Below are 13,836 nucleotides of genomic sequence, written 5' to 3'. Positions count from 1 at the left end.
TTCATTTCCTTTTTTGATACTGAGTTGAACCAAATAACTGCTCTCTAGCTTTATCATCATGCAAGGGTTTGCGTAATGCGGTCAATACTTCACAACCACGCTTTACTGCTGGACGCTCGCCAACCAGGTCAAACCAACGCTTGAAGTATGGATAGTCATCTAGATTCATCCCCTGATTTTTCCAGTTCCGCGTCCAAGGATAAATCGCTATATCTGCTATGGAGTAGGTTTTACCGGCAATGTAAGGATTATCTTTCAGTTGGCTGTCCAGGACCCCGTAGAGTCTTTTGGCTTCATTGGTATAGCGATTGACGGCGTATTCAATTTTCTCAGGCGCATAGAGTCGAAAGTGGTGGTTTTGTCCAAGCATAGGGCCTAATCCACCCATTTGGAACATGAGCCATTGCAATACCTCGTATTTAGCTCGAGTCGTTTTGGGTAAAAACTTCCCAGTCTTCCCTGCCAAGTACAACAAGATGGCACCAGACTCGAACAGATGAATGGGTTTGCCATCCGGTCCATGGGGATCGGTAATGGCGGGGATCTTATTGTTGGGGCTGATTTCTAAAAACTCTGAACCGAACTGATCACCCGCACCAATATCAATCGGGTGGGCGACCCAATCACGGTCCAATCGATAGCCGCATTCCTCAAGCATGATGTGTACTTTATGGCCATTGGGCGTTGGCCAGCTGTAAACATCAATCACATTCGATTTATTCATTGCCATATGTTTCCCTTATTTTCCTAAATTCCCTACAAAGATTGCAAACGTTGCAAAGCATTACTTAAAGTTTGCTCTTGTTTAGCAAAACAAAAACGAAGCACACCAGATTCTGTTGCTTGATGATAAAAAGCGGAGACTGGTATCGCTGCCACACCAATCTGCGTAGTGAGCCACTTACAAAACGCTGCTTCGTTCAACTTGGCTTGTGGAATATTGAGAGCAGAGTAATCCACGCACTGAAAATAGGTTCCCGGACTTGGCAATAATTTAAAGCCTGTATTGGCTAGGCTAGCTCGAAAGAAATCCCGCTTCGCTTGATAAAAAGCGGGAAGATTTAAATAATGCGAGGCATCTGCAAGATAAGAAGCGAAGCCATGCTGCATAGGCGTATTGACGGTGAAGACATTGAATTGGTGAACCTTACGGAACTCCTTAGTGAGCGCGGGTGGAGCTGCAACGTAACCTATCTTCCAGCCGGTGACGTGATAGGTCTTACCAAAGCTAGAGATCAAAAAGCTCCTTGCCGCCAAGAGGGGATGAGAGGCTACGCTGTGATGGCTAGCGCCATCGTAGACCATATGCTCATAGACTTCATCACTCAAGATCAGCGCTGAAGTATCTTGAACGAGGTCGGCCAAACGATCCAGATCCACTCTTTGCCACACCATGCCAGTTGGGTTATGCGGGGTATTCATGATGATCAGGCGCGTTTTGGAATGGATTGCATTGGCTAACGCTTCCCACGGGATTTCATAGGAGGCAACTTGGCCTTGCTCATCACGCACTACTTGCAGAGAAACTGCAATGGCTTTGCCGCCAGCCAACGCAATTGCAGGTCGATAACTATCGTAAGCAGGTTCAATAATGACCACTTCATCACCTGGGCTAACGCAAGCCAGAATGGCTGTCAGAATACCTTGGGTAGCACCAGCAGTGATAGTGATTTCAGAATCAGGATCGTATTGATGGCCGTATAACTGCTGGATCTTGTGAGCAATACCACTACGCAGTTCTTTTACTCCGAGCATGGAAGGATATTGATTGTGATCCGCTAGCATGGCTTCATTCACACTAGCGATTAATTGACGATCACACGGAAAGTCCGGAAAGCCTTGCCCCAGGTTAATTGCTTCATGTTCAGCAGCCAATGCAGACATCACCGTAAATACCGTAGTGCCTACATGGGGTAGACGACTCGGAAATCCGGGGGTGATATTGGGGGGATTCATGGGGGGAGGGATATAGGGCGGCTATTGAGCTTTTAGGGCAGATAAACCGGGTAGTCGCTAGAATGGTAAAAATACATAAACAAATTGTGCCATGCTGATCGTACTTTCACCCGCCAAATCCCTAGATTACAAGACTCCTGTCCAGGTCAAGACACCGACATTGCCTGAATTTGTCTCGGAATCAGCCAAGTTGATTGCAGATCTTCAAAAGCTTTCCCCCCAGGACGTGGCTAAGTTAATGGGCTTATCAGATCAATTGGCTGCATTGAATGTGGGTCGTTACCGTGACTGGTCTAAAAAATTTACCGCAGAAAACAGCAAACCGGCTATTTATGCTTTCGATGGGGATGTCTATGATGGTTTTGATGTCAAAACCTTGAATGCCAAGGATGTGGCTTTTGCGCAAGATCACATGCGGATTTTGTCGGGTTTGTATGGTGCCCTAAAACCCTTGGACTTGATGCAAGCCTATCGCTTGGAGATGGGTACTAGCTTCAAGAACGCGCGAGGAAAAGACCTATATGCTTTTTGGGGCGGCAGGGTAACCGATTCCTTAAAAAAGGTTTTAGAGAAGCAGAAGAAACCGGTATTACTAAATCTGGCTTCCGAGGAGTACTTCAAAGTATTGCAGCCTAAAGAATTAGACTGCCCTGTGATTGCCCCGGTGTTTCAGGATGCCAAGGAAGGCAAGTACAAAATTATTTCCTTTTATGCCAAACGGGCACGGGGCTTAATGGCCCGCTATGTTGTCGAAAACCGCATTACTGACCCTGCAGATTTAAAGGGGTTTAATGTGGATGGCTACAAATATTTTGCCGCAGAATCAACGTTAGAGAAGCCCATATTTAGACGGGCGGAAAGAAAATAATGGCTGTACACCGGAGCAAATCTTCACAACGTTCCTCGCCTGAAGTAGAGCGCCTAGTTGCCGACTCGATTTCTTTGGCGGCCTCGGGCAGTCAGTTAGAGGATCGCTTTTGGGAGGAGCGCCTGAATGTGAGATTGATGCGTTTGCTGAAAAGTCAAAATCAAAATGTGATTGATGCGGCACTAGATCAAACCTTTCGCATTAATACCGTCGCCTTTGAGGTTCTCGCTGATTCTGCTGAAACCCTGGCCGAGTCTCTGCATATAGAGCATGAGGGACAAGGGTGGGATGTGTTGTTGATGGCCATGCCGATTGTTGCGCATACCCGTTATCAAATTCCATCAGGACCGTTGTCGACCCATATCATTGAAGCTACCGCGCAAGCCTTGAATGATTTTGTAGCTGCTCCGGATACCCGTCTTGCAATCATTCCTTGGCTTTATAGTATTGATCAGATGCCGCATTCCCATTGTCAAACGCGCGTACTCACTGAGGCTTTAGCAACGGCGGCAATCTCTGCTGCAGATGTGAAGTTAGAGCTACGTGATATGTCTGAGACGATTGCAGTGTTAGCCGATCCCCGTTTCATCATTGCGGCATTAAGCGCCCCTAGTGGCTCCCCCATCTTTCGCTGGCAGGCCGAAGCTCCAGCGCGTCAAGAGCGCGGTGTGAGTTTGATTGGTTGGCAAAACGCCATGCATGATCCGATCGCTTCTTTACTGCCTGGATGTGAATTTGAGCTCTTACTGCCTGAGGCTTATTTCACGAATTGCCGCTTGGCAGATAAACATGTGCGCCCTTTAAGTATTCGTGCAGCTGCGAATTATTTGGAAGGTACCTTAGGTATTCTCCCGGCTGGTTTATCGTGTGTGGTCGGCGCCTTTGGCGATGAGCAGGCTGATGAATACCGTATTTCGTTTAGCGCTAAGGGTTCCGCTGAAATCATGTATGGAGTCATTTGGCCCCTTTATGATCGGGAAAGCGTTGCAACTGATGCGCTCAATGATTTATCTGATGATGAGAGTCCAATCAAGAAAATCTGCGATGCTCTGCATGATGCGGGTGTAGAGGATGTATTCCGTCACGCGATGCTGTTTGATCCAGAGTTATGCGATGACTGTGGAGCACCATTATTTCCGGATCGTTCTGGTGAAGCGGTGCACGCGGAAATGCCTGAGGATGCGCCAACCCAACAGCCGCTATTTCATTAGAGAATAAACAAGCGCTACCAAAAGAAAAAAGCCGAGAATTTCTCGGCTTTTTTCATACTGTGACACTGCGATACTGTAATGAGAGATTAATTCGGTACAAAGGGTTCTGTACCAGCAAACAAATGGGGTAATTTACCGGCTTTCATTTCTGGTGTTTGACAAAAATCAGCGAGTCTGACACCGGCTTTGATGTTAAACAGCATTGCTTTATTGCCCAAGACAACAAGGTCATGACCACTATTCATGTTTTTGTAACGCAGGCTACCTGGCAAAGAAGTTTGACGATCTAAGTCATAAGTTTGGGCATCCCAAGTTAAGCGAACTCTTTCGGTAGTACCAGTGCTAGTGGTTTTGAACTGCTTGCTTTCACTGCAGCTCCATGTAACAACTTCTTCAGCAGCGCTTGCACTTGCAGAGATAAACAGACTTGAAAGCGCAACGCTCATGACGAGAAGGTTTTTCTTCATTGGAATTTTCCTTAGGAGAGTAAATGCTTAACGCCTGCTTGCTCTTCGAGCAACTCGTTAAGGGTGTGAGTCATGCGCTCACGGGAGAATTCGTCGATCTCTAAACCTTCGATCATCTTGTACTCGCCGTTTTCGCAAACTACTGGGAAACCATAAATCACTTCAGCTGGAATATCGTATTCACCCTTAGAAGGAATACCCATGGTGACCCATTTGCCATTAGTGCCGAGCACCCAATCATGCACGTGATCAATCGCTGCATTTGCAGCAGAGGCTGCAGAAGAAAGGCCGCGAGCCTCAATGATGGCCGCCCCACGTTTACCGACAGTAGGAATAAAGGTATCTTTATTCCAAGCTCCATCATTAATAGCCTCTTTTACAGATTTGCCATCGACCGTTGCAAAGCGATAGTCAGGGTACATCGTTGGGCTGTGATTCCCCCAAACGACGAGCTTCTCAATATCAGCAACCGGTTTATTCAACTTACTAGCCAACTGGGAGAGGGCGCGGTTGTGATCCAGTCGCAACATTGCAGTGAAGTTCTTCGCCGGAATATCAGGCGCTGATTTCATAGCGATGTAGGCGTTGGTGTTTGCTGGGTTACCAACAACCAATACTTTGACCGTTTTCTTAGCAACGGCATTTAATGCTTTGCCTTGGGCTGTGAAAATTTGCGCATTAGCGGAGAGCAAATCTTTACGCTCCATGCCAGGACCGCGTGGACGTGCGCCAACCAAAAGAGCAATGTCGATATCTTTAAATGCCGTCATTGGATCGGAATGGGCAGACATGCCAGCCAAGAGTGGGAATGCGCAATCATCCAATTCCATCATGACGCCAGCTAGGGCTTTTTGCGCTTTTTCATCAGGAATCTCAAGCAACTGGAGGATAACGGGCTGATCTTTGCCCAACAGGTCGCCATTAGCGATGCGGAACAGCAGGGAATATCCGATTTGACCGGCTGCACCGGTTACAGCGACACGCATTGGGGCTTTTGCCATTACTAATAACTCCAGGGAAAGGTTAATTAATGAAAACTTTTCTATTATCCATTCAAGTGTAGGAACTTTAGCTTTACACTGTCAATGATGTCTTATAGAAGACTAGAATTACCCTGAATTTTATCCAATTGATAGCGTCATGGAGTGAATTTGCCAGATTTAAGCATGCCAGTGGCCTCATTTAGCCCTCTGTACGAACAGATTAAGGCGATGATCTTAGCCAGTCTACAAGCCTCTGAATGGCTTCCTGGGGATGCTATTCCCAGTGAAATGGAGCTTGCAGCCCGCTATGCTGTCAGCCAGGGTACGGTGCGTAAGGCTATTGATGAGTTAGCCGCGCAAAATTTATTAGTTAGACGTCAAGGTAAGGGTACTTTTGTGGCTACCCACCAGGAGGATGATTGGCAGTATCGATTCTTACGGCTAGCGCCGGATTCCGCAGAGAAAATTCACTTAGTTAGCCAGTTTTTAGCTTGCGTTAAGACAAAAGCGACTCCCTATGTCGCGAATTTGCTTAAATTGAAGGCAGGTGACGCGGTTATTCATATTGATCGGGTGCAGAGCTATGCAGGCAAACCCATTGTTTTTGAAGAGATTTGGTTATCTGGTGGCCGATTTAAGGATTTGGACCTCGATGCACTTCATGCTTGGCATGGCCCGGTTTATGCCTTGTATGAAAGCCAGTACTCTACCCATATGGTGCGAGCGGAAGAAAAAATTAAGGCTATCGCCGCCAGTGAAATATTAGCCAAACATTTGAACTTAGCAGTAGGGGCGCCTTTGTTATCGGTGGAGCGGGTCGCTTTTACTTATGGCAATAAACCAGTAGAAATTCGGCACGCTAGGTACGACACCACTGAGCAGCACTATGAGAACAAATTAAACTGAGCTTATCCGTTAAAACCCCTAATAAACCCCTTTAAACGCTAAAAAATCCCCACCGTCCCTAAGGTTTCCAATAGAATATGTTGCAACACAACAAAACCACAATAAACCTCCCTTCGAATGTAGAGATTACCCATGGTTGATGCACAGCAAGACGTAAAAAAAGATAGACCGGTTTACCGCAATATTGGTCTAGCCCAGCTAATTAAATACCGCCTCCCATGGGCAGGTAAGGTTTCCATTCTTCATCGCATCAGCGGAGCAGTCATGTTCCTGCTACTACCATTTATTTTGTACCTTTTTGATCAGAGCCTAGCTTCTGAGTTGAGTTATCAACAGTTTCAAGCCATCACTAGCAATATTTTGGTAAAGCTGGTTTGCCTGGGTTTGATCTGGTGTTTCTTGCACCATTTCTGTGCCGGTATTCGCTATCTCTTGCTCGATTTAGAGATCGGTGTAGAGAAGTCAGAAGCCAATCGTTCTGCCATTTTTGTTTTCTGCATTGGCGTAGCTCTGACTGCAGTAGTGGGTCTCAAAATGTTCGGCTTGTATTAAGCGCTCAGCATATCTTCATTAAGGGAATTTCATGCCTATTTATCAAATTGGACCAAAGCGCTTAGTTGTCGGTGCTCATTACGGTCTCAAAGAGTGGATCATCCAGCGCATTACTGCAGTAGTGATGGTGGTGTTTACGATTGTTTTGCTCGTTGACTATTGCATCACTGGCAGTGCTACCTACGAAGGTTGGTCTGGTTTGTTTAGTAATCAGTTCATGAAGCTCTTAACGCTCTTGACTTTCCTTAGCCTGTTCTATCACGCCTGGATTGGTATGCGTGATATCTGGATGGACTATATCAAGCCTGTCAGTATTCGTTTAACACTGCAAGTGTTGACTCTTCTGTATCTCGTAGCCTGTGCGGCCTATGCCGTCCAAATTTTGTGGAAAGTGTAATTTAATGACTGCAATTCAAAAATCATTGCCGCGCCGCCGTTTTGATGCGGTGATTGTTGGAGCGGGTGGCTCAGGGATGCGCGCTTCCTTGCAATTGGCTGAAGCTGGCTTGAATGTTGCTGTATTAACAAAAGTATTTCCAACCCGTTCGCATACGGTTGCTGCACAGGGCGGTATTGGTGCTGCCTTAGGTAATATGAGTGAAGACAATTGGCACTATCACTTTTATGACACGATTAAAGGATCTGACTGGTTAGGTGACCAGGACGTGATCGAGTTTATGTGCCGTGAAGCGCCAAAAGCAGTTTATGAGCTTGAGCATTTTGGTATGCCTTTTGACCGCAACCCAGATGGCACGATTTATCAGCGCCCCTTTGGTGGTCACACTGCAAACTATGGCGAGAAGCCAGTGCAACGCGCTTGTGCTGCTGCTGACCGCACTGGTCATGCCATGTTGCATACACTGTATCAACGTAACGTTCGTGCAAAAACCAATTTCTTCGTTGAATGGTTAGCGCTGGATTTAATTCGGGATGATGCAGGTGACATTGTTGGTGTTACTGCTCTTGAAATGGAAACAGGCCAAATTTATATTTTGGAAGCCAAGGTAGTCCTCTTGGCAACTGGTGGTGCGGGTCGCATCTGGGATGCCTCTACAAATGCTTTTATTAACACGGGTGACGGCATGGGTCTTGCTGCTCGTGCAGACATTCCATTGGAAGACATGGAGTTCTGGCAATTCCACCCAACCGGCGTAGCCGGTGCTGGAGTGTTGTTGACTGAAGGTTGCCGCGGAGAAGGCGCTATTTTGCGCAATAAAGATGGTGAACGCTTTATGGAGCGTTATGCACCCACCTACAAAGATCTCGCGCCAAGGGATTTCATTTCACGTTGTATGGATCAAGAAATTAAAGAAGGGCGCGGTTGTGGTCCTAACGGTGATTATGTGGTGCTCGACCTAACGCATATTGGCGCAGAGACCATCATGAAGCGTTTGCCTTCTGTGTACGAGATTGGGATTAACTTTGCCAACGTTGACGTCACCAAAGAGCCAATCCCAGTTGTGCCAACGATTCACTATCAGATGGGCGGCATACCTACAAACATCCATGGTCAAGTAGTTGTGCCTGCTAATGGCATTCACAATGAAGTTGTCAATGGCCTGTATGCCATTGGTGAGTGCTCGTGCGTTTCTGTGCATGGCGCAAACCGCTTAGGCACCAACTCATTGCTCGACCTGTTAGTGTTTGGTCGTGCCGCTGGTAAGCACATCGTTGGTTTAGATCTGAAGAATCGTGAATTCAAGCCATTACCTGCCAATGCCGGTGAGCAAACATTAGCTCGTGTTGCTGCGCTGGATAACTCCACCTCTGGTGAGTACGCACAAGATATAGCAAACGATATTCGTAAGTGTATGCAGAAGTATGCTGGTGTATTCCGCAACCAAGAGTTGATGGATGAAGGTGTTCGTCAAATGGCGAAGTTGACTGAGCGTGCCAAGCACTTATGGGTTAAAGATAAATCTGAGATTTTCAATACTGCGCGCATTGAGGCTTTGGAAGTGGCTAACTTGGTTGAGACTGCAAATGCAACCATGATTTCAGCTGCAGCCCGTAAAGAAAGTCGCGGCGCACATTCGCATGATGATCACCCTCATCGCGATGATGAAAATTGGATGAAACATACCCTTTGGTATAGCGCAGGAAATAAGGTGACTTACAAGCCAGTTGTCTTAAAGCCTTTAACTGTTGAGTCCTTCCCTCCTAAAGAACGTACTTTCTAAGCAAGAGAGATAGCAGATGAGTGATACCCGTATATTTGAAATTTACCGTTACGATCCAGATGTCGATGCAGCTCCGCGTATGCAACGCTATGAGCTTGAGCTCAATGGCGAGCGCATGTTGTTAGATGCTTTGATTGCCTTGAAGAAACAAGACGAAACCATTTCCTATCGTCGTTCATGCCGTGAAGGTGTATGCGGTTCAGATGCAATGAACATCAACGGTAAAAATGGCTTAGCGTGTTTGACCAATATGTTGACATTACCTAAGGTCATTACATTACGACCATTACCTGGCTTGCCAGTAGTGCGCGATTTGATTGTCGACATGACATTGTTCTTTAAGCAATACCTATCGATCAAGCCTTACTTAGTAAACGACAATCCACCTCCTGAAAAAGAGCGTCTCCAGAGTCCTGAAGAACGGGAAGAGTTAAATGGTTTGTATGAGTGCATCTTGTGCGCTTCATGCTCTACCGCGTGTCCATCCTTCTGGTGGAATCCAGATAAGTTTGTTGGACCTGCTGGCTTGTTACAGGCCTATCGCTTTATTGCGGATAGTCGTGACGAAGAAACCAATCTGCGCTTGGATAACTTAGAAGATCCGTATCGCCTGTTCCGTTGCCATACGATTATGAATTGCGTGGATGTATGTCCTAAGCATCTGAATCCAACCAAGGCGATTGGCAAAATCAAGGAGTTGATGGTTCGCAGGGCAGTATGAGCCTCGGAAATGCGGAGTTATATCGTTTAAAAAGTGATGCTCGCAGGGGCTTGCTAGAAAATGATTTGATTCTGCAACGTTTCTTTGAGCGCTACGGCGCTGAGCTAAGCGTGGATGATGGAAAAGTATTAAGCCAGTTATTGGCCTTAGATGATAATGACCTCATGGATTTATTGATTGGTCGTAAGGATTCAGTGGCTACCCTGGAACAAGAGCTGCAGTCGGACTCTTTTAAAGCAGTGTTACATAAGCTGAGAGAGAAGTAAGTCAGCCTTTTGCTGCGACGGTAGCGGAAGCATGTGATCGAATAGCGTATTAATCTTAATTTTGAATGACTAAGGATTAGAAATGATTGAATCGGACATCAAAGCAAAACTGTCGTTTTCGGATGGAACACCAGATATTGATCTGCCAATTTACAAAGGGACTGTAGGTCCTGATGTAATCGATATTCGCAAGCTCTATGGTCAGACTGGTAAGTTCACTTACGATTCCGGCTTTCTTTCTACTGCATCATGTAATAGCAAAATCACTTATATCGATGGCGATAAAGGTGAGTTGCTCTATCGTGGTTACCCCATTGAAGACTTAGCGAACAACTGTGATTTCTTGGAAGTGTGTTATCTCTTGATCCATGGTGAATTGCCAAACGCGACCGTAAAAAAAGATTTTGAAAATATGGTCATGCACCACACGATGGTTCATGAGCAAATGCAATTCTTCTTGCGTGGTTTCCGTCGCGATGCCCATCCGATGGCGGTGTTAACTGGTCTAGTTGGCGCTATGGCAGCCTTCTATCATGATCAAATTGATTACAGCGATCCACATGCTCGTGAAATAGCGCAAATTCGGTTGATTGCGAAGATGCCGACCTTAGTAGCAATGGCTTATAAGTATTCCGTTGGACAACCATTTATCTATCCAGATAACTCTTTGTCATACACCGCAAACTTTATGCGCATGATGTTTGCAACACCATGTGAAGAGTACAAAATAAATCCAGTATTAGTACGTGCCTTAGATCGGATCTTCATCCTGCATGCAGACCATGAGCAAAATGCGTCTACATCAACCGTGCGCTTGTGCGGTTCTTCTGGCACAAATCCTTTTGCTGCGATCTCTGCTGGTATCGCTTGCCTCTGGGGCCCAGCCCACGGTGGTGCAAACGAAGCTTGCTTGCAGATGTTGAATGAAATTCAAGCAAATGGTGGTGTTGATAAGATTCATGATTTTATTGCTCAAGTAAAAGATAAGAACTCTAGCGTTCGCTTGATGGGCTTTGGCCATCGTGTATATAAAAACTTCGATCCTCGCGCAAAATTGATGCGTGAGACTTGCTATGAAGTATTGAATGAACTCGGTCTACAAGACGATCCATTATTCAAGCTGGCAATGACTCTTGAGAAGATCGCTTTGGAAGACGAGTACTTTGTCAGTCGTAAGCTCTATCCAAACGTAGATTTCTACTCTGGTATCGTGCAACGTGCGCTAGGCATTCCAACAGAAATGTTTACCTGTGTTTTTGCCTTGGCAAGAACGGTAGGTTGGATTGCGCAGTGGGAAGAAATGATTACCGATCCTGAGTACAAGATTGGACGTCCACGTCAGTTGTATGTTGGTGAAACAACCCGTAAAGTTCCTAATATCTCAGTTCGTAAATAAGCATTTAAAGGATCCGCATGTCTCGTACCTTGTATGACAAATTGTGGGATGACCACATTGTTTACTCTGAAGAGGATGGCACCGCTACGATCTATATTGATCGTCAGTTGTTGCATGAGGTAACTAGCCCTCAAGCATTTGAAGGTTTGAGTATGGCTGGGCGTCCTGTTTGGCGCATCTCCGCCAATTTGGCAGTCTCAGACCACAACGTACCGACAACGGATCGTTCTGAAGGCATTGCAGATCCAATCTCAAAGTTACAAGTAGATACCTTAGATCAAAACTGCGATGCTTTTGGTATCACCCACTACAGAATGAACGATACCCGCCAAGGAATTGTTCACGTGATTGGCCCAGAGCAGGGCGCTACTTTGCCTGGTATGACGGTAGTGTGCGGAGATTCTCATACGAGTACGCATGGTGCATTCGGGGCTTTGGCTTTTGGTATTGGCACCTCTGAGGTTGAGCATGTATTGGCAACTCAAACCTTGCTCATGAAAAAGAGCAAAAATATGTTGGTACGAGTTGATGGTCGTTTACAACCAGGCTCTACCGCTAAAGATATTGTCCTCGCAGTGATCGGTAAGATCGGCACTGCCGGTGGTACGGGCTACACCATTGAGTTTGCAGGCGAGGCGATACGCAACCTTTCCATGGAAGGTCGCATGACGATTTGCAATATGGCAATTGAAGCAGGTGCCCGTTCTGGTTTGGTTGCAGTTGATGAAACCACGATTGAATATATTCAAGGTCGCCCATATGCTCCTAAGGGCCCTGCAATGTTGCAAGCTGCGCAATATTGGAGAACCTTACATTCAGATGCTGATGTAATATTTGATGCAGTAGTGGAGTTGCGCGCAGAAGAGATTGCTCCTCAAGTAACTTGGGGTACTTCACCAGAAATGGTTTTGGCTATTAGCGAACGTGTACCTGATCCAGAAAAAGAACGTGATTCAAATAAGCGCACTGCTATGGAGCATGCCTTAGAGTATATGAATCTGATTCCCAATACGCCCTTGAGCAGTATCTTTGTCGACAAGGTATTTATTGGCTCTTGCACTAATAGCCGCATTGAAGATATTCGGGCTGCCGCTAAAGTAGTTGATCGCCTCGGTAAGAAGGTTGCCGCCAATGTGAAGTTGGCCTTAGTTGTTCCTGGCTCAGGTTTAGTAAAAGCCCAAGCAGAGCGCGAAGGTTTGGATCGCATTTTCAAGGCGGCAGGCTTTGAATGGCGTGAACCAGGTTGCTCCATGTGTTTAGCCATGAATGCGGATCGCTTAGAGCCAGGCGAGCGTTGTGCATCAACTTCTAACCGGAATTTTGAGGGTCGCCAAGGTAACGGCGGCAGAACCCATTTGGTTAGCCCAGCAATGGCTGCAGCTGCTGCAATCGAAGGCCATTTTGTTGACGTTCGTAAAATTTCGTAAAGGTAATTCAAGCATGAAATTTTCTTCAATCTCTTTAATTAGCCGATTAAGCATCGTTGGTATTGCAGGCTTACTCATTTCAGCGTGCAGTAGCACCATGGAAGGCATGGGTAAAGATTTGCAGAATATGGGTAATTCAATGGGTGGCGCGAGCTCAACCCAGCAAAATAATCAGTCGCAAACTAAGGGTAAGGATGTTGTTATTACCCCTGTGAAGTAATCAAGCAAAATTAAAGTCAGAATCATGGATAAATTTACGGTATATAAAGGTTTAGTTGCTCCACTTAATCGCGAGAACGTGGATACCGATGCCATCATTCCAAAACAGTTTCTGAAGTCGATTAAAAAGACTGGTTTTGGCCAAAACCTGTTTGATGCCTGGCGCTACCTTGATCATGGTGAGCCCGGTCAAGATTGCAGCAATCGCCCCATTAATCCCGATTTTGTTCTCAATCAAGCTCGCTACAAAGGTGCGGGCATCCTCCTAGCGCGTAAAAACTTTGGTTGCGGAAGCTCTCGTGAACACGCGCCTTGGGCTTTAGATCAATATGGGTTTAGAGCAGTCATTGCCCCCAGTTTTGCCGATATTTTCTTCAATAATTGCTTCAAAAATGGTCTTCTGCCGATTGTTCTCTCCGAGCAGCAGGTAGACCACCTCTTTAATGAAACCCTGGCATTTAATGGCTATGAGCTCACAATTGACCTCGAGCGCCAGGAAGTGATTGCCCCCGATAACAAGACGTATAGCTTCGAGGTAGCCCCCTTTAGAAAGTATTGCCTTCTCAATGGCTTGGACGATATTGGCTTAACCCTGCAACATGCAGATAAAATCAAGGCTTATGAAGCTGAGCGCATTCTGAAAATGCCTTGGCTTACAACACAATTGCCGTAATTTTGCAGAGT

At 46.1% G+C, this 13,836-nt stretch carries 16 protein-coding genes; 12 read left to right on the top strand and 4 right to left on the bottom strand.

The annotated features are described in order from the left end of the window. Position 1 precedes the first annotated feature (1 nt). The gene (locus tag ICN45_RS02190) at positions 2-709 is read right to left on the bottom strand and encodes a glutathione binding-like protein (protein ID WP_216175587.1); all 708 of its coding nucleotides are present in this window, start codon (positions 707-709) and stop codon (positions 2-4) included. A 47-nt stretch (positions 710-756) separates the two neighbouring features. After that, positions 757-1,956 carry a methionine aminotransferase gene (locus ICN45_RS02185; RefSeq protein ID WP_216172569.1) on the bottom strand — a complete coding sequence of 400 codons (1,200 nt, stop codon included), beginning with the start codon at positions 1,954-1,956 and terminating at the stop codon, positions 757-759. A 91-nt stretch (positions 1,957-2,047) separates the two neighbouring features. Here ICN45_RS02185 and yaaA point away from each other — a divergent pair, with 91 nt between their 5' ends. Both yaaA and ICN45_RS02175 read left to right on the top strand, forming a co-directional pair. After that, positions 2,048-2,824, top strand: a complete 777-nt coding sequence (yaaA, locus tag ICN45_RS02180) for a peroxide stress protein YaaA (RefSeq protein ID WP_216172565.1) — start codon at positions 2,048-2,050, stop codon at positions 2,822-2,824. Beyond that, positions 2,824-4,035: a DUF2863 family protein gene (locus ICN45_RS02175; RefSeq protein ID WP_216172562.1), complete on the top strand. Its 1,212-nt coding sequence runs from the start codon at positions 2,824-2,826 to the stop codon at positions 4,033-4,035. The genes yaaA and ICN45_RS02175 overlap by 1 nt, the downstream gene beginning before the upstream one ends. A gap of 86 nt (positions 4,036-4,121) precedes the next feature. Here ICN45_RS02175 and ICN45_RS02170 read toward each other — a convergent pair whose 3' ends face one another. Together ICN45_RS02170 and ICN45_RS02165 are read right to left on the bottom strand one after the other, a co-directional pair. Then, positions 4,122-4,502: a hypothetical protein gene (locus ICN45_RS02170; RefSeq protein ID WP_216172559.1), complete on the bottom strand. Its 381-nt coding sequence runs from the start codon at positions 4,500-4,502 to the stop codon at positions 4,122-4,124. Positions 4,503-4,513: 11 nt separating this feature from the next. After that, entirely contained in the window at positions 4,514-5,503 is a 990-nt protein-coding gene (locus ICN45_RS02165; protein WP_216172554.1) for a malate dehydrogenase, read from the bottom strand. A 150-nt stretch (positions 5,504-5,653) separates the two neighbouring features. Between ICN45_RS02165 and ICN45_RS02160 the strand changes: the two genes are divergently transcribed. From ICN45_RS02160 to leuD, 10 genes are all read left to right on the top strand, one after another. Next, a complete protein-coding gene (locus tag ICN45_RS02160; RefSeq protein ID WP_216172551.1) occupies positions 5,654-6,391 on the top strand; it encodes a GntR family transcriptional regulator in 738 nt (245 codons plus the stop codon). Positions 6,392-6,523: 132 nt separating this feature from the next. After that, a complete protein-coding gene (sdhC, locus tag ICN45_RS02155; RefSeq protein ID WP_216172548.1) occupies positions 6,524-6,943 on the top strand; it encodes a succinate dehydrogenase, cytochrome b556 subunit in 420 nt (139 codons plus the stop codon). 31 nt (positions 6,944-6,974) lie between these two features. Further along, on the top strand, positions 6,975-7,340 hold the full coding sequence (gene sdhD / locus ICN45_RS02150) for a succinate dehydrogenase, hydrophobic membrane anchor protein (RefSeq protein ID WP_216172545.1): 366 nt from the start codon (positions 6,975-6,977) through the stop codon (positions 7,338-7,340). A 4-nt stretch (positions 7,341-7,344) separates the two neighbouring features. Beyond that, positions 7,345-9,123 (top strand): succinate dehydrogenase flavoprotein subunit, encoded by a 1,779-nt coding sequence (sdhA, locus tag ICN45_RS02145; protein WP_216172542.1) that lies wholly within the window; start codon positions 7,345-7,347, stop codon positions 9,121-9,123. Positions 9,124-9,139: 16 nt separating this feature from the next. Then, positions 9,140-9,844: a succinate dehydrogenase iron-sulfur subunit gene (locus ICN45_RS02140; RefSeq protein ID WP_216172539.1), complete on the top strand. Its 705-nt coding sequence runs from the start codon at positions 9,140-9,142 to the stop codon at positions 9,842-9,844. Continuing rightward, complete coding sequence (locus tag ICN45_RS02135) at positions 9,841-10,110, top strand: succinate dehydrogenase assembly factor 2 (protein ID WP_216172536.1); 270 nt, start codon at positions 9,841-9,843, stop codon at positions 10,108-10,110. Before ICN45_RS02140 ends, ICN45_RS02135 begins: the two co-directional genes overlap by 4 nt. 82 nt (positions 10,111-10,192) lie before the next feature. Then, positions 10,193-11,506 carry a citrate synthase gene (gltA, locus tag ICN45_RS02130; RefSeq protein WP_216172533.1) on the top strand — a complete coding sequence of 438 codons (1,314 nt, stop codon included), beginning with the start codon at positions 10,193-10,195 and terminating at the stop codon, positions 11,504-11,506. A 17-nt stretch (positions 11,507-11,523) separates the two neighbouring features. After that, the gene (gene leuC, locus ICN45_RS02125; protein ID WP_216172530.1) at positions 11,524-12,933 is read left to right on the top strand and encodes a 3-isopropylmalate dehydratase large subunit; all 1,410 of its coding nucleotides are present in this window, start codon (positions 11,524-11,526) and stop codon (positions 12,931-12,933) included. Between the two features lie 13 nt (positions 12,934-12,946). Continuing rightward, on the top strand, positions 12,947-13,153 hold the full coding sequence (locus tag ICN45_RS02120) for a hypothetical protein (protein WP_216172526.1): 207 nt from the start codon (positions 12,947-12,949) through the stop codon (positions 13,151-13,153). 24 nt (positions 13,154-13,177) lie between these two features. Then, positions 13,178-13,825 (top strand): 3-isopropylmalate dehydratase small subunit, encoded by a 648-nt coding sequence (gene leuD, locus ICN45_RS02115; RefSeq protein ID WP_216172524.1) that lies wholly within the window; start codon positions 13,178-13,180, stop codon positions 13,823-13,825. The last annotated feature ends 11 nt before the right edge of the window (positions 13,826-13,836 follow it).

The sequence above is a fragment of the Polynucleobacter alcilacus genome (genome assembly GCF_018881545.1).
In the GTDB taxonomy this organism is placed as follows: domain Bacteria; phylum Pseudomonadota; class Gammaproteobacteria; order Burkholderiales; family Burkholderiaceae; genus Polynucleobacter; species Polynucleobacter alcilacus.
Note: the sequence above shows the minus strand (reverse complement) of the source record. Positions and strands in the feature narration are given on the sequence as shown.